Raw genomic sequence first — 21,930 nt, 5'->3', positions numbered from 1 at the left:
CTACCCGCCGTGGTTGCATAACGACATTGGCGGGTAGGATTGCCACCCCTCCAAACGCCCGTTGTTTTGCTAGTAAATGAAGTGCCTTTTTCGTGCACCCCTTCTCGGTCTGTAACCCCTCAACCAAAAACACAAAAAGTATCCTCCAGCGGGGTAAAAAATAAGTGGGGAATTCTCCCATCTATATGAAATACGTATTTACGACTGGCCAAAAGGGTGCATTTTTCGTGTTCGTTTTCGGGTGTGTTTCCGGTTGCGTTTCCGGTGTAGTTTTTCCAGTTCTTTCCTGGCGCACCACTGCTTGGGCGATTTTGTCTGCCTGCTGAAGCATTCCTCCTGCAAATACCCGCAGGAGGTTCAAAATGCCACTCCCAGTCGACCAAGAAAGACCAGACCTCAACCACGCCCACGGATGCCCACCTGAGACCAACGAGGTAGGCGCTGGGGGCCTAAATTCTGTTCGCCCGGAGGTGCGCTGTCGACTCTGCAACCATCTCCTCACAACAGAGGCGTCCATCGCCGCCGGTGTCGGCCCCACGTGCGCAAAAAAAGCAGGGGCGATCTATCCAGGGGCTGCACCTGGTCGGAGAGGGAAGCGGGTCCATGTACACCCTGACCAACTGGGTCTGTTCGAGGACATGCAGCAAGGTGCCGGCCGCACCCTGGAAGAGAGTGATCGTGAGGTCGCCGGCGGGCCCGCCGGCGACCCTAAAGAGAACATGCCGCTGGAAGAGACCGACACAGCACCAGGCTGGACCATCACCGTAAAGGTAACGATCACCTGCCGTGGGGAGAAGGCCAAGGGAGGTGGCGCATGCAGCGGCTACTGAATGAGAAAGAGGTGGCAGAGCAGATAGGGGTATCGGTGCACTGGTTGAGGCGGAAGAGGGTAACCGGCGGCGGGATCCCCTTCATCAAACTCTCGGATGGTAAGGGGGCGGTGAGGTATGAGCAGGAAGCAATAGAGGCCTTCATGCAGACCAGGGTAAGGAGGTCGACCAGTTGGTAGGCAGAAGTAGGTTAGCTGCGGCTGGTTTGCAGGTTTAATGATGAATTTTTTCATTGTTTTTCTCTCCTGCACCACCTACTATGCGCCAGATATGTTGGTTGGGCCAATGGTGCAATCCCACATTTTGTGGTCGAAACAACGCTATCCACAAGATGTACAATCCCCATCGCCTGAAGTATCATAATGATACTTTTTGCCTTGACAACCACCCGCGAGAAATCATAATAATGCCTAACGGACCACATTATTCACTTGAAGAAATAAAGAATCTGCTGCGTGATCCCGATACGCGAATAATAAGGCGTAGAGACCGGGCTGTGGCCGCTTCACTCGGTTATGCCGATGATGACGAAATGGTCGACCGCATTATTCGTCTCCATCCTTCTGAATTTTACAAAACGATGGAAGCTGAAACCCCCGGAGCCCAAGGGCTCTGGCAGGATGTTTATAAATCTAATGAAGGAAATGGCACTGGTCTTTATATTAAACTACAGATAGCATCTGGGGCTGGTGTTGTGATTTCCTTTAAACAAGATACCTCTAGGAGGTAAATAGCGATGGCACGCAATTATAAAAATGGTGATCCTTGCCCATTATGTGGTGGGGTATTAGAAGCAAAAGCTGAGACAGAGATTTTTTCTTATAAAGGGCAGAACCTGGAGTATGACAATTATATTGTGCACGAATGCCTGACGTGCTCTGAGCAGTTTGTCGGGGATAAGACAATGAAAGAGTCGGCGCGTCGTCTCCGCGACTTTTACAGGGAGGTAGACGGGCTGCTCACGTCTAGCCAGATACGGGAGATTAGGCTGCGTCTTGGGCTTAGTCAGGATGCCGCTTCGGAGCTCCTTGGAGGCGGTGGCAAGAGCTTTGCTAGATACGAGAATTGTGAGGTCGTTCAGAGTTTAGCAATGGATCACCTGCTCCGTCTGCTCGATGCAAAGCCTGAAAATCTAGATATTATTAAAGCGAAGGGTAAGCAGACTCCCCAGACAACCATCCCATTTAAGGCTAAGTTTGGGGCTGTCATGACTGGTCACATGGTTGTTAATTATGGCAAATAGTTGCTATGAATTCCAATTCGTTGATTTCAGGCTCATTTCCTCATCGTTCAGGCTAAAGGTGGGTGAAGAACTGCCATCAGCCAGTGATCGGGAAGTGTCTGCCAACCTCACGATGAGCCACCAGTTTGAGCTTGAAAAAAAAGTTCTTAAGCTGTCCATGAAGGTGGAGATTGGAGGAGCGGACATGCCTTTTGCTCTCTCTATCGAGGGCGGTTCTCTGTTCGTCTTCGACAATGTAGTGACAGATGCTAACGACCTTCGCAAGGTCGCTGAAGTGAATTGTGCTGCGATTACATTTCCCTATGTAAGGGAACTTGTATCAGAGACTATTAGACGTGCGGGCTTCCCTCCATTAAATCTCCCCCCGATGAATTTCGTAGAGTTGTACAAAAAAAACCATCCAGAACCTTAGGGGCACAAGTACCTGACCTCCTGCCTGAAGGCTATGCAATTTAGCTGGTCGAATAGGTTAAATTGACCTACCCATATCCTACCCAATAGTGAGTGGTTTGGTTAAAGCTGTTTTATATCAAAAGCTTATAGCCTTACTCTCCTTTGCTGCAGAAGGGGCCTATGATCGTCGAGTAAGCATCCTCGACGTGAGCTCCCACCTGTTTTCATCGGGAAGAAAGACCGGCACCTCCCTCCGCTGGAAGGGGGGAGGTGCTATCGAAGTCGCCCCTGGCGGCAACTCCGCTGAAAAAGCCGCCTCGTCAGCAAAGTCCTCGCCCAGGTAGACGCCGTTTTCCATGTTGAAAAGGTAAATCTTCATGCCGCCCCTCCGCTTCCTTCCCGCACGTCCCTGACTTCACCATAGATCTTTGGCTGTAAAAGCAGGATCAAAATAGGGGCGGGAAGCATCAAGAAAACATCAAGATCATCGGGGCCCCGCCTCGACAATCCTTCAATAAAGGAGCATTTCCCCTCGTCTTGACACTTTCTTAATGGGGCCTGCCGGATCTTGATACCCCCTTTATGCCGGAAGCGATAGCATCCTTCTCAGGGCCGGAAACAAGAGCCGGCAGGGGAGGAGCGAACATGGGACAGGAATTTTCCACCGCAAGGCAAAGCCTGGTCAGGCGATTGGCCACGGCGATTTTCGGCGCGCCCAAATATCTCAAGGACCCGGGGCTTTTCCACAAGATGTCCCTGATCCCGGTGCTGGCGTGGGTGGGGTTGGGGGCCGACGGCCTCTCATCCTCCTCATACGGGCCCGAGGAAGCCTTCCGCACCCTGGGCAGCCACACCTACCTCGCCATGGCGCTCGCAGCCTTCGCCGCTCTCACCGTCTTTATCATCTCGTATGCCTACTCCCGCATCATTGAGCACTTCCCGCACGGAGGCGGGGGGTACATCGTGGCGAGCCACATGCTCGGGCCAGACGCCGGCGTAGTCTCAGGAAGCGCACTCCTGGTCGACTACGTGCTCACCATCACCGTGTCCATCGCTTCCTGCGTCGACGCCCTCTTCAGCTATGTCCCCCAGGCCTACCACGTCTGGAAGGTGGAGGTCGGCTGTGCACTAGCCGTGCTCTTGATAGTGATGAACATCAGGGGGGTGAAAGAATCCATCGCGGTGATGGCGCCGATCTTCATGGTCTTCGTGGGGACCCACGTGCTGTTGCTCTTGAACGGCATCTTAACCCACGCCGACCGCTTTGCCCATGTGGCCGCCGGGTTCCGAACCGGCCTGTCGCACGACCTCTCCTCCATCGGCATCTTCGGCATCCTGATGCTCTTCCTGCGTGCCTACTCCCTGGGGGGCGGCACCTACACGGGGATCGAGGCCGTTTCCAACGGGTTGCAGATCATGCGCGAGCCGCGGGTCCAGACCGGGAAGAGGACCATGATGTACATGGCTACCTCGCTTGCCTTCACTGCGGGACTCCTGCTCGTTTGCTACACCCTGGTCGGCATCAGCCCGGTGGCGGGGAAGACCTTCAACGCGGTCCTGGCGGATACCCTCTTTGCCGGGTGGCCCTTCGGCGCGACCATCGCCTTCATCACCATCTTCTCAGAGGGAGCCTTGCTGCTGGTCGCGGCCCAAACCGGATTCGTCGACGGCCCCAGGGTCATGTCCAATATGGCGGTCGATTCCTGGCTGCCGCACCGGTTCGGGGCCCTGTCGGTGCGTCTCACCATGCGTAACGGTATCCTTCTCATGGGAATAGCGGCCATCCTGCTCATGCTCTATACCGGAGGGAGCGTTTCGGCACTGGTGGTCATGTATTCCATCAACGTGTTTTTGACCTTCTCCCTGTCGCAGCTCGGCATGTCGCGCTTCTACATCCAGCGCCGCCACGAGGACCCGCAGTGGGTGCGGCACCTGTCGGTGCATCTGGTTGGGCTGATCCTGTGCGCCACCATCCTGGTGGTCACCACTTTCGAAAAGTTCGCGGAGGGGGGGTGGCTCACCTTGGTGATGACGTCGGCGGTCATCGCATTGTGCTACCTCATCAAGGGGCACTATCGCTCGGTGCGCAAGGGGATGGCGCAACTTGACGAGGCGCTGCTCGATTTTCCCACCAGCGGCATCAGGAACGACGCCGATCCCTGCCGCAACGACCTGACCGCGATCCAACTGGTTTCGGCGTACAGCGGCTTCGGTGTGCACACGCTCCTCTCGATCCTGACCACCTTCCCGAAGACATACAAGAACGTGATTTTCGTGTCGGTAGCGGTCATCGACTCGGGTTCCTTCAAGGGAGCGGAGGAGCTGGCGGCGCTGGAAAGTTCGGTGCAGCAGGGGCTGGATAAGTACGTGGAACTGGCGCGCCGGCTTGGTTACGCGGCGGAGTGCCGGATGACGGTGGCGACGGACGTGGTGGAAAGCGTGGTGGAGGTCTGCAAGGAATTGGGCGAGCAGTATCCCCGCTCCACCGTGTTCACCGGCCAGCTCACCTTCAGGCTGGAAAAGTTCTACCACAGGATGTTGCATAACGAGACCGCTTTCGCGATACAGAGGCGACTGCAGTGGGACGGCCTCACCACGGTCATTCTTCCGATCCGGGTAAGCATCTGAGCGTGCCGCTTTCGGGGCGGTATCAGCCAGATACTGCTTGTAATATTTGATGGTCTTGCTAGATTCGACACATGAGTGTGAACGCGGGGAAATCCACATTAGAGAGGGACTCGTTCCGGGAGCGGTTGATCGGCATCCGGGACCTCGGGCCGGTCGGCTACCTCGCCGCCGTCGCCATGGTCGCGGCGGCGACGGTGATCTGCAACCAGGCGCGCCCCTATCTCTCGCCGGTCAACATGGTCATGGGCTACCTGCTGGTGGTGGTGCTGGCGGCGCTCTTTCTGGGACGCCGGCCCGCCATGCTGAGCGCCTTTTTGGGCGTGCTCGCCTTCGACTTCTTCTTCGTGCCGCCCCGCTTCTCCTTCAGCGTGGAGGAGAAGGAGTACCTGATGACCTTCTTCGCCCTGTTCACCGTGGGGATCGTCATCAGTTCGCTGGTGGCGAAGGCGCGCGAAAGGCTCGATGCGCTCAAGGTGCGCGAACGTCAGACCACGAGCCTGTACCACCTGAGCCGCGACCTCGCGGCCGCGACCGACATCGCGTCCCTGGTGCGGGCAGCGGTCGAAAACATAGAGCACAGCGTCGGGGGGGAGGTGGCCCTGCTCCTGCCGCGCGAGGGGGAGCTCCAAATCGCCGCGGCGAGTAAAGGGTTTGCTCCGGAACGGGACCGGCTGGAGATAGCCGGCTGGTGCCTGCGCAGCCGGCGCATGGCGGGTGCGGGATGCGACTCCCACGGCGGCGACCCGCTCACCTACGTTCCGCTCAAGGCCCTCGTGGAGACCCACGGGGTGCTGGTGTTGAAGCTGGAGGAGGAGACCCTCCACCCGGCGGAGTTGCACCGGTTGTTGAACGCCTATGCCACACAGGTCGCCATCGCGCTGGAACGGCTGCGCCTGCTGCAGCAGGCGCAGGAGACGCGGATTCTCAAGGAGAGGGAGAACCTGGAACGGGCGCTGCTCAACTCGATTTCCCACGACCTGCGCACGCCCCTCACCGCCATCACCGGTGCCCTGAGCGCGGTGCTCGAGGAGGGGGAGAAGCTCAACAGCGCGTCGCGGGACGAACTGCTGGAAAACGCGCGCGAGGAAGCGGCGCGCCTGAACCGGTTCGTCGGGAACCTGCTGGATATGACCCGCCTGGAAGCGGGGGTGCTGCAGTTGAAGAAGGAGCCGTGCGACGTCCAGGACCTGGTCGGCACCGCGTTGGGGGCGGTGGATCCGCGTCTTGGCGGCGTTGAGGTCACGGTGCGGCTCGCCCCGGAGCTGCCGCTCGTGCCGCTCGACTTCGTGCTGATGCTCCAGGTGCTGGTCAACCTGCTGGACAACGCGCTGAAGCATGGTGGGGCCGGAGGGAGTATCGAGGTCGGCGCGTACGCGGAAGGGGCGCGGCTCGTCATCGAGGTCGCAGACCGGGGCCCTGGGGTCCCCGAGGAGTCCCTGGCGCGGATCTTCGAGAAGTTCTACCGGACGCCGGTCCCCGAAGTCGTCGGCGGAACCGGGCTTGGCCTCTCCATCTGCCGGGGCATCGTCGAGGCGCACGGCGGATGCGTGCGGGCCGCGAACCGCCCCGGTGGGGGACTCACAATCGCAGTGCAGGTTCCGCTGCTCGCGGAGCCGGAAGAGGAGAGCCGATGAAGGGCGAGGACCAGAAGACGAACCTGCCGCGGGTGCTGGTGATCGACGACGAGGTGGCCATCCAGCGTTTCCTGAAGACGGCGCTCGGCACGGGCGATTACTCCGTGCACATCGCCGGCACGGCCCATTCGGGTTTGGCGGCCGCGGTGGCGGTGCGCCCGGACGTGATACTTTTGGACCTTGGGCTCCCGGACCTCGACGGCATGGAGGTCATCAGGCGGGTGCGGGAGTGGTCCCAGGTCCCCATCATCGTCATCTCGGTGCGGGAGCGCGAGGACGAGAAGGTGGAGGCGCTCGACGCCGGCGCGGACGATTACCTGACCAAGCCGTTCGGCGTCGGGGAACTGCTGGCGCGCATCAAGGTGGCTCTGCGGCGTTCGCTGCAGCAGGCCCCCGAGCCGGTCATCCAGGCGGGCGAGCTTCAAGTGGATCTGCCGCATCGGAGGGTGAGCGTGCGTGGGGAAGAGGTGCAGTTGACGCCAACCGAATACGAGCTGTTACGGATGCTGGTGACCCACGCGGGGAAGGTCCTGACCCACAGCCAGATCCTCAGGCAGATATGGGGCGTGGCCTACCTGGAGCAGCCCCACGTCCTGCGGGTCAACATAAGCAACCTCAGGCGCAAGATCGAATCGGATGCGTCCCGGCCGCGCTACATCGTCACGGAGCCTGGGGTGGGGTACCGGCTCAAGGCGGAGTAGTTCCTTCATGTGCCGCAATCTCCCTGCGTCTTCATTATTTTTGACAGCGCTGCGCCCCGGGCAAGGAACGCGCTGACGGTTTTTTGACTCGCCTCCCCGATTGCAGGCCTGAGCCGCACCATGCGGGTTCATGGCTTCCCCCCTCGAAATTTTTTTTCACCCCCCTTCCCCCGTGCGGTTTTCCGATATCCCCATCCGGTAAGCATCGATAGATATGAAGCTTTTTGCGAGGCGTCGTGGTGTGCCCGGAGCAGGCGGCGGTGGGCGAAAGGATGCGCGGCGGGACGGACAGGTGAAAAACGGCACGCATGGTGAAAATGGGTTGTCCCCTATCGGCCGCAGTAAAAAAACCGGCAAGAACGCCGGGACCAAAAACCAGAAGGGGGAAACACCATGTCAACCAGCGATATCTCTTTAACAGCAGGAATGAGGACCAACCTCCTCAACCTCCAATCGACCAGCAAGCTCCTGAACAGAACGCAGGAGAGGCTGTCGTCGGGCAAACAGGTGAACAGTGCACTTGATAACCCGACCAACTACTTCGCAGCACAGAACGCGAACCAGCGCGCCAGCGACCTGTCCGACCGCAAGGACGGCATGTCGGAGGCGGTGCAGACTGTCGGCGCCACCAACGCGGGCATCACGGCCATCACCGGCCTGATCAACGCCGCCAAAGGTATCGCCCAGTCCGCACTCTCCACCAGCGACACCGGTACCAGGTCCAAACTGGCCACCCAGTATGACACCATTCGGAGCCAGATCGACAACATCTCCTCCGACTCGGGGTACCGCGGCCTTAACCTGCTGAGCTCCACCAACACGCTGACCGTGAACTTCAACGAGGACGCAAGCTCCAGCCTCGACGTCGTCGGCTTCCTGGGCAACGCCAGCGGCCTGAGCCTCTCCGGCGCAAGCGGCGCCTGGGCTACCAACTCCGACATCACCACCGACACCGCGAAGATGGATACTGCGATCTCGACGCTGCGGTCCAACACCCAAACGCTGGCGGCGAACCTGAACATCATCACCACCCGCCAGAGCTTCACCGATGCCATGGTGAACACGCTGCAGACCGGCGCCGACAACCTGACACTGGCCGATATGAACCAGGAAGGCGCCAACATGCTGATGCTGCAGACGCGCCAGAGCCTGGGTACCACCTCGCTCTCCATGTCCTCGCAGGCAGCGCAGTCCGTACTCAAGCTGTTCTAACCCCAACCCGGCCCGGAGCGGATACCGCTCCGGGCCGGCCCTTTTCCCTCCCCGCGCACCCGGTGACCGGCTGACCTGGCACCTGCGCCCCAGACAGAAATTCCCCGACAAAAAATTGACCGATAGCTGACCTCCCCCGCAGCCGACGTGTGACCGCGGCGTTCAGCGGTGCTGCAACGGGTGTGGCCTCAGCGGCAGCGGCAGGTTTGTTCCCTGCGGTGGGTGGCGCCTTTTGGAGTCAGGACGCTGGAGAAGAGGATGAACTCCTCCGCGCTGAAGGGAGGGAAGCTGAGATCCCGGTGCGTGGCCTCGAAACGTGCCACCGCGGCGGAGGCGTTTTCCTTGATGCGGGCAAGGGTGATGTGCGGCGAGAAGCCGCGCTCATCGCGGGCGATGCCGACCCCCGCGACCGCAGCCTCGATCCGTCGCTGCAGGATTAGCAGTGGCCCGGACTCCTCCAGACCGGCCCAGACGACCCTGGGGTGCCCGTGCGGCGGGAAGTGCCCGACCCCGCGCATGGCGAGCGGGAAGGGGGCGAAGTCGATGGCAGCGAGGTTCTTCTTCAGGAGAGCGGCGGTCTCGGGCAGAACGTCGCCGAGGAAACGCAGTGTCAGGTGGATCTGGTCAGGAGGTACCCAGCGCGCGCCTGGAATCTCGGCGCAAAAGGATGACAAAGCACCCTTGATTTCATCAGGTAACTCTATGGCGATGAAGAGTCTGGCCATGGTGTTCTCCAGTCAGCGACGGTATGAGGAGTGCGGGCACGGTAAAAAAAGAGTTGACTAACCCGAAATTGAATGTTAGACAGTATAGCTTTGGTGATCTGAAAGTAAAGGCGCACCCATGCTCGACGCTAGATACTTACGCGAAAACCTGGAGACTGTAGAAGCCCGGTTGAAGACCAGGGGCGAGGGCGTTGATATAGCCCGCTTCAAGGAACTCGACGGTGCACGTCGCGAGCTGCTCCAGCAGAGCGAAACGCTGAAAGCGCTGCGCAACAAGGTCACCGAGGAGATCGCGCGGCTCCAGGACAAGAGCCAGGGCGCCGACAAGAAGGCGCAGATGCGCGAGGTCTCCCAGCAGATCAAGGGGATCGACGAGCAGCTGAAAGGGGTGGAAGAGGAACTGCAGTCCTTCCTGCTCACCGTCCCCAACATCCCGAACGAAACCACCCCGCTCGGCAAGTCCGAAGAGGACAACGTGGTGGTCCGCCTGGAAGGGGACATCCCCAGCTTCTCCTTCGAGCCCAAGCCGCACTGGGAGATCGGTGAGAACCTCGGGATCCTCGATTTCGAGCGTGGCGCGAAACTCACCGGCGCGCGTTTCACCCTGTACAAAGGGCTCGGAGCGAGGCTGGAGAGGGCGCTGATCAACTTCATGCTCGACCTCCATGTCGACGAGCATAAATATATTGAAATGCTGCCGCCCTTTATGGTAAACAGGGACAGCATGACCGGGACGGGCCAGTTGCCCAAGTTTGAGGAAGATCTCTTCCATCTGGAAGGGGTCGATTTTTTTCTCATCCCCACGGCTGAGGTACCGGTTACCAACATTCATCGCGGCGAGATCCTGAAAGGATCGGACCTGCCGATATCGTACTGCGCCTACACCCCCTGCTTCCGGAAGGAGGCGGGTTCTTACGGCAAAGACACGCGCGGCCTGATCAGGCAGCATCAGTTCAACAAGGTCGAGCTGGTCAAGTTCACCACCCCCGAGGAATCCTACCAGGAGCTGCAGAAGCTGCTCGGCAACGCCGAGGAGGTGCTGCGCAGGTTGCAGATACCTTACCGTGTGGTCGAGCTGTGCACCGGCGACATCGGCTTCTCCGCCGCCAAAACCTTCGACATCGAGGTGTGGCTGCCGGGTCAGAACTGCTACCGGGAGATTTCCTCCTGCAGCTGTTTCGAGGATTTTCAGGCGCGTCGGGCAGGGATTCGATTCCGCCCGGACGAGAAGGCAAAGCCGGAATTTGTCCACACGCTGAACGGCTCGGGACTCGCAGTCGGTAGGACCGTGGTAGCCGTGCTGGAGAACTACCAGCAAGCGGACGGTTCGGTGCTGATCCCCGAGGTGCTCAGGCCCTACATGGGTGGAGCGGAGCGCATCAGCTAGGCTTTGGAGGAATGGCCGAGTGGTTGAAGGCGGCGGTCTTGAAAACCGTTGAACGAAAGTTCCGTGGGTTCGAATCCTACTTCCTCCGCCATTGATTTATCGCAGCACACATAGTAGTAGAGGTTCAAACGGAGAGCTGGCCGAGTAGGTCGAAGGCGCACGCCTGCTAAGCGTGTATACTGGGAAACCGGTATCGAGGGTTCGAATCCCTCGCTCTCCGCCACTTTTTTTGCAGCGTGCAGTAAGCGAGTTGTGCAGGGCAGCGGAGGTTGTGGTGCAGCGATTGATGAAACTAACGGTTTTGTCTTTGGTCGCTATCGGTTTCGCAGCAGGGTGCAACAAGAAGGAAACAGAGGAGCAGTCTTCACCGGCTCCGCAAGTGACCAAGGCTTTATCGACGGTAGTAGTGCCGGCACAGGTGCAGGGGAAATGGAAGGCGGTGCAGATCGAGGTCGCCGACAAGAACGCCCACCTGAAAAAGGTCTACAGCGTCAAAATCGGCTCCGACTTCAAGCTGCCGGGATCCGATCTGACGCTCAAGGTCGAAACGTTTTTACCGCATTTCGTGATGGAGGGTACCACCCTCACCTCCCAGTCCAACGACCTGGTCAATCCCGCTGCGCAGCTGGTGATCAGGGAGAATGGGAAGGAGATCTACAAGGGGTGGCTGTTCTCGCTCTACCCCGCCACGCATGCGTTCCAGCATCCGCAGTACGGTTTCACCCTGGTCGACTACCAGCCGGCCAGTTGAAAAAAGTTGCGCTCGTAGCTCAGCTGGATAGAGCAACGGACTACGAATCCGTAGGTCGGGAGTTCGAATCTCTCCGAGCGCGCCATAAAAACAAGGGATCGGTTGCTTCATCTGATCCCCCGTTTGATTTTTGACCTTCAAATGCCCATTTTTGAAGGTTTGCAGTGAAAACAGTAGTTTGCGCCCGTAGCTCAGCTGGATAGAGCACAAGACTACGAATCTTGGGGCCGGGCGTTCGAATCGCTCCGGGCGCGCCATTTGAAAAGGGGTTAGGCATTTTTGCCTGGCCCCTTTCGTTTTTCCGGATGGGACACGTCTGAATTTTTGTTGCTGTTAATCTGTAAATCCGTTAATGTGCTGACTCGTTTTAAAAATTACTTATGTCTGGTGATTTTATGGGTGCGCACAGTACGGGTGAGGGGAGCAGAAGGTTTGAGGGGCCGGCTAAGCCGGGTCTGCCACGCGTTGCGCCTGAAGTTTCCGCCTTGCTTGAGGCGGACAGACAACGCCTGCTGGCGGAAGCCGAACAGCGCCAGAAGGAACTGGAGTTGAAGAACCTGGAACTCCTGGCGGCGTGGGAAAAGGCGGACGAACGGGCGCACAGCCTGGAACTCGCCGTGAAGGAGCTGGAATCCTTCAGCTACGCGGTGTCACACGACCTGCAGGCGCCCTTGCGCCATATCAACGGGTACCTGAGCATCCTGGCGCAGGATTTCGAATCCTGTCTCCCCGGGGAGGCGCGCAGGCTCCTGGAGCGTTCCCGCCGGGCCACCAGGGACATGACCCGGCTCATCGACGACCTGCTCGACCTGGCCAAGGTCAGCCGCATAAAAATTAACAGCAAGATGGTGAACCTCTCCGGTGTGGCTCATGCCGCCATCGAGCGGCTTTGGGAAGGGGACCCGGAGCGGGTGGTGGACGTGGTCGTCGCCGAGGGGCTGTTCGTCCAGGGGGACCAGGCCCTGCTGAGCCAGTTGATGTGGAACCTCCTCGAGAACGCCTGGAAATACACATCGACCACCGCCGCGGCGAAGATTGAAGTCGGGCGCGTCATCGTCGACGACAAGCTGGTCATCTTCGTGAAAGACAACGGGGTGGGGTTCGACAGCGTCTACAAGGAAAACCTCTTCGACGCGTTCCAGAGGCTGCACGGCAGGGAGTTCGAAGGCAACGGCATAGGGCTTGCCACTGTCAGACGCATCATCGAGCGGCACCAGGGGAAGGTCTGGGCCGAATCGGAAAAGGGGAAGGGGGCTATCTTCTTCTTCACCTTGCCGTAATAATCGAGCCGACACACCGGCCACGATCAAAGGGACCACGACTATGTCTGGTCCCTTTTCCATTGCTGCCTTCCTGCGAAGTATCAGAGAGCAGGCCATCTCTTTATTGATGTCTGTGTTGTTTTCTTCTATACTGTCGCGATTGTATACTGCTTATACCGCACAAGGAGGAGGTAATCATGAATGTTGCGATAGTCCACAAAGCAAATGTGAATGACGAGGTGCTTGACGGCCTGGCCAGAGAGCTCCCTGCCATCATTTCGGAATTGCTGGAGATCCGCGGCGGTAAGATGGCGATCCTCAAGCCGGAGCAGATCTCGCTGCAGTTCTCCCAGGCAAGCTCCTGGGACATCGGCGCGGACATCCGCATCATCGTGCTGGCCAGAAGCCTCGGCCCCCGCACTTCCGTGGAGAACAAGCTGGCGGCGGCCATCCTGGAAAAAGTCATGGCCACGGTCAACGGCATCACCGGTGCCTGCTCGATCACGGTGAGACTCTACCTTACCGAAATTGGCGCTGCGGAGTACGTTCCGGAGTAGCTGCAAGAAGAACGCTCATAGAGTCTCTACAAACAGGGTCAGCCGAACAGGCTGGCCCTGTTTGTTTTTTGGGGTCCGGAGAAATGCTGGCAGTGAGCGACGCCAGTAGATAAGGGTGCAAAAAATGAGACACATAGCTCCAGCGAAGGATGAAATGGTTACAGTGAAGCGGCTGTTGGTATCAGTCGAAAAAACATAAATAACGTAAAAACGGGCCCTTGCACGTGGGTATAATAATTGCTGCTAATAGTTATGTAATAAAAATGGTGAAGGAGGGATTGCTATGAGGACGAGACTGGTAGCGAGTACTCTCGGGGCGGTTGCCCTTGTCACGACATGCTGGGCGGATGTCTGGGGAGGGGTTTCCGCACAGGTTCCATTGGCGGGCTCCTCCATTCCACAGTTCGTGGACCGACTGCCCGATTTGGATGTCATACCCGCGGGAGGTGATCGGATCGAGCTCCGCATGAGGGAGTTCAAGAGCATGGTGCTTCCGGCCAATGCTGTTGCCGGGTACACCGGGACCTGGGTCTGGGGGTACCTGAAGCCGGGTCAGGTGGCGGGACAACTCGCCGACGGGACGGTGCCGGGGCGTCAGTCCTTCATCGGGCCGGTAATAGTGGCCACCCGCGGAGTCCCCACCGAGATGAAATTTGTCAACGAGCTGCCGACGGCGAAGACCACCAACGTGCTGGCTTACCGCTACAGCACGGACCAGACGCTGCACTGGGCCGATCCCCTCAACGGCGGGGAAAGTATGTGCGCCCACATGGCGATGCCCCCCGTGCCCGGAAGCGAGTGCGCCTCGAACTACGGAGAGAGCTTCGACGCTCCCATTCCGGCGGCGGTCCACCTGCACGGGGGCGAGGTGCCGCCGCAGCTGGACGGCGGGCCCGATTCCTGGTTCACCAGCGACGGCACCATGAAGGGGGCTTCCTTCTACAGCAGCGACGGCTCGACGGCGTCGAACTACGCCATCTACCGCTACCCCAACTCCCAGGAAGGGGCGCCGATCTGGTTCCACGACCATACCCTGGGTGCCACCCGGCTGAACGTCTACGCGGGGCTGGCGGGGGCTTACCTCGTGACCGACCCCGCACGGGACCCGGCTAACCTTCCGGAGCTGGTGCCGCTGGTGGTCCAGGACCGCATGTTCGACAGCAACGGGCAGCTCTTCTTCACGGCCGCGAGCGCCGGGGGCGCACTCTGGGCGTTGAACCCGGACCACCCCTACTGGAACCCCGAGTTCGTAGGTGACGTCATCGTGGTCAACGGGAAGTCCTGGCCCTACAAAAACGTAGAGGCGAAGCGCTACACCTTCCTCTTTCTGAACGGATCCAACGCCCGGACCTACGAGATGGCGCTGGTCGACCCGGTTTCCAAGAACCTCGGTCCCCCGCTGTACGTGATAGGGACCGACGGGGGCTACCTGGACCGCCCCGCCAAACTCGATCCTGCGCTGGGAGGAAAGCTGGTCATGATGCCGGGTGAGCGCTACCAGGTCATCGTCGACTTCGCAGGCTACCAGGCCGGCAAGAAAGGGCCCAACGGGGTGCCGTATTCCGGCACGTGGCTCTTGCGCAACACGGCCAAGACGCCGTACCCGGGCGGGGAGACACCGAACGGCAACACGACGGGGCGGATCATGCTGTTCAAGGTCGGCGCGGCGACGGTGGCGGATTCCTCCTTTAACCCGGCGAAGGCCGGAGCAACCTTGCGCGGGGCTGCGGGGCAGGGACCGGCGCTTGTGCGGTTGGCGAACCAAACGGCAGGCACCCTGGCCGCGGGAGTCACCGTCCAGAAGACTCGTCAGCTTACCCTGAACGAGGTGATGGGAATGCCCCAGGTCGCCATCAATCCGGTCACGGGAGCCCTGACCAGTTACCCAGGCGGGCCGCTGGAAATCCTCGTGAACAACACCAAGTGGAGCGGCAAGCGGATCACCGGCGTTGAAGATGGGATGTACCGGTTCGAGCCGATCCCCGGCTTCAGTGAGGATGCGACCGGGAACTTCATCTCCGAGAAGCCGAAGGAGGGTGAAACCGAGGTATGGGAGATCGTGAACCTGACCGAGGACGCGCATCCGATCCACCTGCACCTGGCGCAGTTCCAGCTGGTGAACCGCCAGAGTTTCGACACCCGCGAGTACGGTGCCGCCTACGCCGCTGCCTTCCCGGGCGGCGGGTACGATCCCATGACCGGGGCGCCTTATCCAAGCGGCGTCTTCATCCCGGGCTTCGGGCCGCCGCAGAACTACGATGCCAACCCGGGGAACAGCAGGGCGGTCGGAGGCAACCCCGATATCGCCTTGATGGGCAAGAACGGAAAGCCGGTGTATCTCCAGGGACCGGCCGCACCGGCGCTGCCCCAGGAAGCGGGGTGGAAGGACACCATCGTGGCGTTCCCCGGACAGGTGACCCGGATCGCGGTGCGCTGGGCTCCCACGGACCTGCCGGCGTCGACCGCGCCTGCCGCTGCCTCCTTCGCCTTCGATCCCAACGGCGGCAACGGATACGTCTGGCACTGCCACATCATCGATCACGAGGACAACGAGATGATGCGGCCGGACGAGGTGGTACCGAACGCGGTGGCGGTCCGGAGCTACGTGATGGGAACCGATTACTGAGACGGGGAGGACGTCGCGGCGGGGTGTCGGGGCGAGCGCCGCGGCGACAAAAAGGGGCTATGCGTACGCATAGCCCCTTTGTTTGTTCACTCCGCGCCCCTTCTGTGGTCGCGACAGGCGGCCCGACGGGACGGGAAGCGCCGATATATCGGGCTGGTGGGTGAGCGTGGGAGGCGGCGGTTACTCGTGCCCGGTGCAGGAGGAGCAGCCGCCGGAGCAGTCCTCTTTCGGGAGCAGGTGCTCCGCCGCGAACTTGGTGATGTCGTTGGCGAAATGGACGTAGAAGTCCTCGGCGCCGGCCAGCGGGATCCAGTAGCTGTCCAGGAACGCAGACCGGAAGTCGTACCAGGCGGTGTCGCGCACGCCTGTCTTGTCGCGCAGGGCGATGTTGGCGCGGCAGCCGGCATGATGCTTCTTCTCGCCCAGGTCGATGCACCTGAGACCGGTAGGGTACCCCTGCTCCTGGGCGACGCGGTTCCCCTCGAGAATGGTCCTGTCCTTGTAGATCAGCATCACGGGTTCGGGGTAGTTGTCCCAGAAAAGGTGAAAGTTACGGCGGATCTCTTCGCTTACTTCGATGGTGCTCATACCTGGCTCCTTGGCTCATGACGCGACCGGGTCGTGCCGGCCGGGGTTTACATCGGTGATGGTTACGGTCAGGGATGATAACGGGAAGTTGTAAAAAAAGTATGTGACTTTTGTAAAAAAAGGTAAAAACCGGCCGGATCGCCGCGCTTCCCTGCTACTATGCAAAAAGCGAAAAACCGGAGGCGGGGAGTGACCGAGAACAAAACCATTTTCCTGGTGGACGACGACCTGAAACTGAGGCGCCTGGTGGCCAAGTTCCTGGTGGACCAGGGCTTCGACATCAGGGAGTTCCCGGACGGCTCCCAGGTGGCGGAGGCGCTGCGCGAGGTGGAGCCGGCCGCGGTCATCCTGGACATCATGCTCCCGGGGGAGAGCGGGCTGGACATACTCAGGCGGATACGGCAGCAGAGCGCGGTCCCGGTAATAATGCTGACGGCGAAAGGGGACGATGAGGATCGCATCACCGGCCTTGAACTCGGCGCCGACGATTACCTCCCCAAGCCCTTCAACCCCAGGGAGCTGGTAGCGAGGATCAACGCGGTGCTCCGGCGCAGCCAGCCCACCACCCGGAGCGAGGCCGCAGCGGGGGACAGCATCGAGGCGGGGGGATTCGTCCTGCTGCACAAGCGCCGCACCGTTTGTTTCGCTGGGCAGGAGGTGGAGTTGTCGGCGACGGAACACCGGCTCCTCGAGGCGCTGATGAGCTTGCCCGGCACGGTCCTGAGCCGCGAGGCGCTGTTGAGCTACGCCCGCGGCAAGGACTTCGGCCCCTTCGACCGCAGCATCGACGTGCACATCAGCAAGCTGCGCACAAAGACCGAGCAGCTCTCCGGGGGGAAGCGCTGCATCAAGACGGTGTGGGGCTCCGGGTACATGTTCGAGGTGGATGAACCGTGATCCGCAGCCTGTACCTGAAGATTTTGCTGCACTGGTGCGTGGCCCTCATGGTCACCGAGGCACTGGTCTTCGCCCTCTTCGTTTTCGTGGTCGGTGAGAGCCACCGCCAGTACGTGGCCAGGTCGGTGGCGCAGAGTTCCCATGTCGCCGCCGATTTTCTGCGCGCATCGGTCGATGCCGCGCTGGCGCGGGGGGCGGCGGATGGACCCGCGCTGCGGGACGCGGTGCAGCGGCTTGGACAAAGAAGCAACGCCCAGGTCTGGGTCACCGGCGCCGCCGGCGAGTTGCTGGCCTCCTCCTTTCCCGGTGGGCGCGCGCCGGAGGTCGAGAGGGCGCCGCGCAGGACCGGTACCCACGAAGGTGTGACGGTAACCATCGACCCGGCCGGGGGATTTCCCTGGTACGCGGTGCTGCCGGTTCCCGTTGCCGGAAACCATCCCTTGCTGCTCCACCTCCTGTCGCAGCGCCATGGCGCCAGCTTCCCGGTCGGCGGCTTTGCGGTCGGGCTCGCACTGATCGGCGCCCTGGTCGCGCTCCTCGCCGTGCCGCTCACCCTGCGCATCACGCGCCCCTTGAAGCGTCTGGAGGAGTCCGCCCTGCGCATCGCCGCCGGGGACCTGTCGGCGCGGGCGGAGCTCTCCGAACGCGACGAGATCGGCCGCCTGGCCCGCGCCTTCAACGACATGGCCGAGAAGGTGGAGCGGATGGTGCGCGGCGGCCGCGAGCTGACCGCCAACGTCTCCCACGAACTGCGCAGCCCGCTGGCCCGGATCAGGGTGGCCGGAGAGTGTCTCGACGGCGCGCTCTCCCGGGGTGACCGGGGGGATGCTAAAGAGATGCTCGAGGCGATCTGGGAGGACATCGAGGAGGCGGACCGCCTGGTGGGGGACATCCTGCAGTACTCGAAGCTCGACCTGCAGGCGCCCCTGCAGCTGGGGCAGCGGGTCGACCTTGCGGAGCTCGCCTCCGCGCTGGTGAAGACGGTGGGGCCGCTGGCGAAGAGCAGGGGGATTTCGGTCCGTCTCGCCATCGACGGGGCGGAGCCGGTTCGGGGGAGCGAGGAGGTGCTGCGCATCGCCTTGAAGAACCTGCTGGAGAACGCCGTGTTGCACAGCCCTTCCGGTGCCGAAGTGCTGGTGGAGCTAGGCCGGCGCGAAGACCGGACCGAGCTCAGGGTCACCAACGACCATGCGCCGCTCGACGAGAGGGAGCTGCGCGACATCTTCGAGCCCTTCTACCGCGGCAGGAACGCCGCCGCGGAGGGGAGCGGCCTGGGGCTCGCCATCGCGCGCAAGATCGTGGTCCAGCACCATGGGAGCATCGATGCCCGCAACGTCCCCGGCGGGTTCCAGGTCCGGGTCACCCTGCCGCGTTGACCCTCCCCCCCCGCAGGGACGGATGACCGTGCGCCGCCCCCCCTTCTGATCCCCTGATCCCCGTTTTCACGTCCCCGGCACAATAAACAACGAGAACCCTAAGTTTAACGGGTCATCGACCGATGAGAACAATGTGACAGTGACGGCAAAAGAAGACCGGTGACAGGCTTTGTGTCTAAATTGCATTGCTTGTACAGTGTGATACCCTTCCCCACGACGTCTCTACAAGTCATAATGCACAGTTAGCTCAGTATAGTTGCAGCCGATTAATTATTATTGTTTTTTCTTTGTCAGTTTGCCCCGTAAATGCCTGGTTGATAAACGTATTAATCGTTGACAATAATAATAAAATATTAAATGATCCGTTACCCGTCAGCGGTTCACTCTGGAATTGTCGAGTTACTGCCGCGCCTTCTTCCACAGGCTCGTTGTCCCAACCAGCGGCACAGGTGTAGAAGAAGCAGACATGCTGGAGGAAGACGATGAGAAGATTCCGTCCCAGGCCGAGGCTGGCCCTGGCCGGCGCATTGCTGCTGTCGCTGCTTTGCGCAACGGCGGCGCTCGCCCTGGATGGCGCCGGAGAGCCGGCGCCATCCGACCTCGAGTCGATGGATCTTGAGCAGCTCACCAACCTCAAGGTGGAGACGGTCTACGGGGTTTCCAAGTTCGAGCAGGTGGTGACCGAGGCGCCGGCCTCGGTGACCGTGGTCACCTCCGAGGAGATCAAGCGTTACGGCTGGCGCACCCTGGCCGACGTGCTGAAGGCTACCCGCGGCTTCTTCACCACCTACGACAGGAACTACAGCTACATCGGCACCCGCGGCTTCAACCGGCCCGGCGACTACAACACCCGGGTGCTCCTATTGGTGGACGGTCACCAGATCAACGACGCCATCTACGAGTCGGCGGCCATCGGCACCGAGTTCGTCCTCGACATGGCGCTCATCGACCGCATCGAAATCATCCGGGGACCCAGTTCCTCGCTTTACGGCGCCGGCGCCTTTTTCGGCGTGATCAACGTCATCAGCCGCAGCGCGAAACAGCTCGAAGGGGTGGAAGCGGGAGGGAGCTGGGGGAGCCAGCAGACCGGCTCCGGGCGCATCAGCTACGGCAAGATCTTCAACGGCGGTGAGTTCCTCATCTCCGGTTCCGGCTACTCCAGCCGGGGCAACGATCGCCTCTTCTTCCCGGAGTTCAACGATCCCTCCACCAACAACGGCATCGCCCGCAACATGGACCGGGACCGCAGCTATTCGCTGTTCGCCTCGGGGCACCTGCGGGACTTCACCCTGGCAGGCGCCCTGGTTTCACGCGACAAGCGGATACCGACCGCCTCCTTCGGCACCATCTTCAACGATCCGCGCACCAACTCCAACGACCGCAGGAGCTACCTCGACCTCAAATACGAGAAGGCGATCGACGGAACCGGGATTACCGCGAGGCTCTTCTACGACGAGTTCCGCTTCACCGGCAACTTCCCCTACGACAAGACGGGGGACGATCCCCCGTTCTACCCGGCGACCTACGTCAACCGCGACCAGCACCTGGCGCGCTGGTGGGGCGCCGAGGTGCAGGGGAGCCGCCAGTTGCTGCCGCGCCTGCAGTTGACGGGTGGGGCGCGGTTCCGCGACAACTACCAGATCGACATCCCGAACTTCGACCGGGTGCCGGGTGGGCGCAGCCTGGAGAACAGCCACCAAAACGTCTTCTACGCCCTGTTCGGCCAGGCTGAGCTGCGCATCCTGGATTCCCTCATTCTGAACGCCGGGGTGCGCTACGACCACTACGAGACCTTCGGCGGGGCCACCAGCCCGCGCCTGGCCCTCATCTACACCCCGGTCGAGGGAACGGTCTTCAAGTTGGTCTACGGCCAGGCCTTCCGCGCGCCCAACGCCTACGAGCTGTACTACAACGACGTCTTCAACGGCTACGCCACCAGCCTGTCGCTGAAACCGGAAACCGTGCGCAGCTACGAGGCGATCTACGAGCAGTACTACGGCGACGTGGTGCGCACCAGCGCGAGCCTGTTCTACAACAAGATCGACAACCTGATCAGCTACCAGGACCTCTCCCCGACCCAGGTCGCCTTCGCCAACGTCGAGCGGGTCAGGGCGCTTGGGGGGGAGTTCGAGATCGAGGGGCAGTGGAGCAGCGGCTTCGCGGCGAGGAGCAGCTACGGCTTCGTGTCCGCCAGGGACCAGGGAACCGACCAGAGCCTCGACTACTCGCCGCGCCACCTGGTGAAGCTCAACCTGACCGCGCCCCTGTACCTGAAGAAGGTCTTCGCCGGCGTCGAGATGCAGGGGGTGAGCCGGCGCGAGTTCAGCCACAACGGCGCCCAGGTCGCCTCCCCGGGATACCTGGTCACCAACGCCACCCTCTCGTCGACGGCGCTCTTTCCCGGGGTGGAGGCTTCCTTCTCCGTGTACAACCTCCTGGACCGGCGCCTGGAGGACCCGGCCACCACCGACCACGTGCAGAGCCTGATCCCCCAGGACGGCAGGACCTACCGGCTCCTGTTCAGTTACCGGTTCTAGGGGAGAGCGATGCCGATGCCAGCGATGCCACGCACAAGGAGGTGCCGCCCGGGGCTGATGCTCCCGCTCCTCCTCTGCCTTCTCCTGGGCAGGACGAGCCCTTTGGGCGCGGAAGCGCCACAGGAGTACCAGGTGAAGGGGGCCATGGTGTTCAACATGGCCAAGTACATCGACTGGCCCGCCGACTCCTTCTCCGGAAGCGGCGCGCCCCTCGTGGTCTGCAGTCTCGGGCGCGGCCCCTTCGCGGGGGCGCTCGAGCAGTACCGCGGCAAGACGGTGCTGGGGCATCCCCTGCATGTGAAGCGGGTGCAGCCCGGCGAGGAGCTGGGGGAGTGCCACCTGCTGGTGGTGAGCGGGGTGGAGAAACGCTACCTGGCCGGCATCCTGGATCACGCGCGCAAGAGGTCCCTGCTGACGGTGAGCGATGTCCCGGACTTCGCGCGGCTAGGGGGGATCATCGGCCTGGTGGACATCGAGGGAAAGGTCCGTTTCGAGATCAACGTGAAGGCGGCGCAGCAGGCCAGGTTCAAGATCAGTTCGCAGCTTCTGAAACTGGCCAGGATCGTACGCGAGGGGGACTGAT

The 21,930-nt window shown here is 61.0% G+C and carries 21 protein-coding genes, 4 tRNA genes and 1 pseudogene; 22 read left to right on the top strand and 4 right to left on the bottom strand.

The window, feature by feature from the left end:
• Positions 1–119: 119 nt before the first annotated feature.
• Positions 120–410, bottom strand: coding sequence for a hypothetical protein (locus KP001_RS16290; RefSeq protein WP_217286630.1), 291 nt, complete (start codon positions 408–410; stop codon positions 120–122).
• Here KP001_RS16290 and KP001_RS22405 point away from each other — a divergent pair.
• The 5 genes and pseudogenes from KP001_RS22405 to KP001_RS16270 all read left to right on the top strand — a co-directional run.
• Positions 363–542, top strand: a pseudogene (locus tag KP001_RS22405) (DUF6011 domain-containing protein); the annotation flags it as partial. The gene KP001_RS16290 and the pseudogene KP001_RS22405 overlap by 48 nt on opposite strands.
• Before the next feature lie 272 nt (positions 543–814).
• Positions 815–1,009: a helix-turn-helix transcriptional regulator gene (locus KP001_RS16285; protein WP_217286629.1), complete on the top strand. Its 195-nt coding sequence runs from the start codon at positions 815–817 to the stop codon at positions 1,007–1,009.
• An 80-nt stretch (positions 1,010–1,089) separates the two neighbouring features.
• Positions 1,090–1,560, top strand: a complete 471-nt coding sequence (locus KP001_RS16280) for a type II toxin-antitoxin system MqsR family toxin (RefSeq protein ID WP_367620591.1) — start codon at positions 1,090–1,092, stop codon at positions 1,558–1,560.
• Between the two features lie 6 nt (positions 1,561–1,566).
• A complete protein-coding gene (locus KP001_RS16275) occupies positions 1,567–2,073 on the top strand; it encodes a type II toxin-antitoxin system MqsA family antitoxin (RefSeq protein ID WP_217286627.1) in 507 nt (168 codons plus the stop codon).
• A gap of 58 nt (positions 2,074–2,131) precedes the next feature.
• Positions 2,132–2,485, top strand: a complete 354-nt coding sequence (locus KP001_RS16270; protein ID WP_217286626.1) for a protein-export chaperone SecB — start codon at positions 2,132–2,134, stop codon at positions 2,483–2,485.
• Positions 2,486–2,644: 159 nt separating this feature from the next.
• Here KP001_RS16270 and KP001_RS16265 read toward each other — a convergent pair whose 3' ends face one another.
• Entirely contained in the window at positions 2,645–2,845 is a 201-nt protein-coding gene (locus tag KP001_RS16265; RefSeq protein WP_217286625.1) for a hypothetical protein, read from the bottom strand.
• Between the two features lie 266 nt (positions 2,846–3,111).
• On the opposite strand from KP001_RS16265, the gene KP001_RS16260 reads away from it, so the two are divergent.
• The 4 genes from KP001_RS16260 to KP001_RS16240 all read left to right on the top strand — a co-directional run bounded on the left by KP001_RS16260 (position 3,112) and on the right by KP001_RS16240 (position 8,641).
• Entirely contained in the window at positions 3,112–5,094 is a 1,983-nt protein-coding gene (locus KP001_RS16260) for an APC family permease (protein ID WP_217286624.1), read from the top strand.
• Positions 5,095–5,165: 71 nt separating this feature from the next.
• On the top strand, positions 5,166–6,728 hold the full coding sequence (locus tag KP001_RS22075; RefSeq protein WP_224959114.1) for a DUF4118 domain-containing protein: 1,563 nt from the start codon (positions 5,166–5,168) through the stop codon (positions 6,726–6,728).
• Entirely contained in the window at positions 6,725–7,429 is a 705-nt protein-coding gene (locus tag KP001_RS16245) for a response regulator (protein ID WP_217286623.1), read from the top strand. The genes KP001_RS22075 and KP001_RS16245 overlap by 4 nt, the downstream gene beginning before the upstream one ends.
• A gap of 393 nt (positions 7,430–7,822) precedes the next feature.
• Positions 7,823–8,641, top strand: a complete 819-nt coding sequence (locus KP001_RS16240; RefSeq protein ID WP_217286622.1) for a flagellin N-terminal helical domain-containing protein — start codon at positions 7,823–7,825, stop codon at positions 8,639–8,641.
• 188 nt (positions 8,642–8,829) lie between these two features.
• Here KP001_RS16240 and thpR read toward each other — a convergent pair whose 3' ends face one another.
• Complete coding sequence (thpR, locus tag KP001_RS16235) at positions 8,830–9,366, bottom strand: RNA 2',3'-cyclic phosphodiesterase (RefSeq protein ID WP_217286621.1); 537 nt, start codon at positions 9,364–9,366, stop codon at positions 8,830–8,832.
• Positions 9,367–9,484: 118 nt separating this feature from the next.
• Here thpR and serS point away from each other — a divergent pair, with 118 nt between their 5' ends.
• The 9 genes from serS (at position 9,485) to KP001_RS16190 (ending at position 15,949) form a co-directional block, all read left to right on the top strand.
• The gene (gene serS / locus KP001_RS16230; RefSeq protein WP_217286620.1) at positions 9,485–10,753 is read left to right on the top strand and encodes a serine--tRNA ligase; all 1,269 of its coding nucleotides are present in this window, start codon (positions 9,485–9,487) and stop codon (positions 10,751–10,753) included.
• A 5-nt stretch (positions 10,754–10,758) separates the two neighbouring features.
• Positions 10,759–10,844, top strand: a tRNA-Ser gene (locus KP001_RS16225).
• 39 nt (positions 10,845–10,883) lie between these two features.
• A tRNA-Ser gene (locus KP001_RS16220) sits at positions 10,884–10,976 on the top strand.
• Between the two features lie 51 nt (positions 10,977–11,027).
• Positions 11,028–11,504, top strand: a complete 477-nt coding sequence (locus KP001_RS16215) for a DUF2155 domain-containing protein (RefSeq protein ID WP_217286619.1) — start codon at positions 11,028–11,030, stop codon at positions 11,502–11,504.
• An 8-nt stretch (positions 11,505–11,512) separates the two neighbouring features.
• Positions 11,513–11,589: transfer RNA gene (locus KP001_RS16210), tRNA-Arg, on the top strand.
• A gap of 95 nt (positions 11,590–11,684) precedes the next feature.
• Positions 11,685–11,761, top strand: a tRNA-Arg gene (locus KP001_RS16205).
• Between the two features lie 228 nt (positions 11,762–11,989).
• The gene (locus KP001_RS16200; RefSeq protein WP_217286618.1) at positions 11,990–12,784 is read left to right on the top strand and encodes a sensor histidine kinase; all 795 of its coding nucleotides are present in this window, start codon (positions 11,990–11,992) and stop codon (positions 12,782–12,784) included.
• Positions 12,785–12,963: 179 nt separating this feature from the next.
• Positions 12,964–13,323: a hypothetical protein gene (locus tag KP001_RS16195; RefSeq protein ID WP_217286617.1), complete on the top strand. Its 360-nt coding sequence runs from the start codon at positions 12,964–12,966 to the stop codon at positions 13,321–13,323.
• Positions 13,324–13,789: 466 nt separating this feature from the next.
• The gene (locus tag KP001_RS16190) at positions 13,790–15,949 is read left to right on the top strand and encodes a multicopper oxidase family protein (protein ID WP_224959098.1); all 2,160 of its coding nucleotides are present in this window, start codon (positions 13,790–13,792) and stop codon (positions 15,947–15,949) included.
• Between the two features lie 180 nt (positions 15,950–16,129).
• Here the strand turns inward: KP001_RS16190 and KP001_RS16185 are convergent, their stop codons facing one another.
• Positions 16,130–16,537: a hypothetical protein gene (locus KP001_RS16185; RefSeq protein WP_217286615.1), complete on the bottom strand. Its 408-nt coding sequence runs from the start codon at positions 16,535–16,537 to the stop codon at positions 16,130–16,132.
• A 189-nt stretch (positions 16,538–16,726) separates the two neighbouring features.
• On the opposite strand from KP001_RS16185, the gene KP001_RS16180 reads away from it, so the two are divergent.
• From KP001_RS16180 to KP001_RS16165, 4 genes are all read left to right on the top strand, one after another.
• On the top strand, positions 16,727–17,434 hold the full coding sequence (locus KP001_RS16180; protein ID WP_217286614.1) for a response regulator: 708 nt from the start codon (positions 16,727–16,729) through the stop codon (positions 17,432–17,434).
• Positions 17,431–18,810, top strand: a complete 1,380-nt coding sequence (locus KP001_RS16175) for a sensor histidine kinase (RefSeq protein ID WP_217286613.1) — start codon at positions 17,431–17,433, stop codon at positions 18,808–18,810. The genes KP001_RS16180 and KP001_RS16175 overlap by 4 nt, the downstream gene beginning before the upstream one ends.
• A gap of 482 nt (positions 18,811–19,292) precedes the next feature.
• Entirely contained in the window at positions 19,293–21,347 is a 2,055-nt protein-coding gene (locus KP001_RS16170; protein ID WP_217286612.1) for a TonB-dependent receptor plug domain-containing protein, read from the top strand.
• Between the two features lie 15 nt (positions 21,348–21,362).
• Complete coding sequence (locus KP001_RS16165; RefSeq protein WP_239027808.1) at positions 21,363–21,929, top strand: TOL_0243 family YfiR-like periplasmic protein; 567 nt, start codon at positions 21,363–21,365, stop codon at positions 21,927–21,929.
• Position 21,930: the final 1 nt, after the last annotated feature.

Source organism: Geomonas subterranea (assembly GCF_019063845.1).
Lineage (GTDB): Bacteria > Desulfobacterota > Desulfuromonadia > Geobacterales > Geobacteraceae > Geomonas > Geomonas subterranea.
This window is presented reverse-complemented; position numbering and strand designations above follow the sequence as displayed.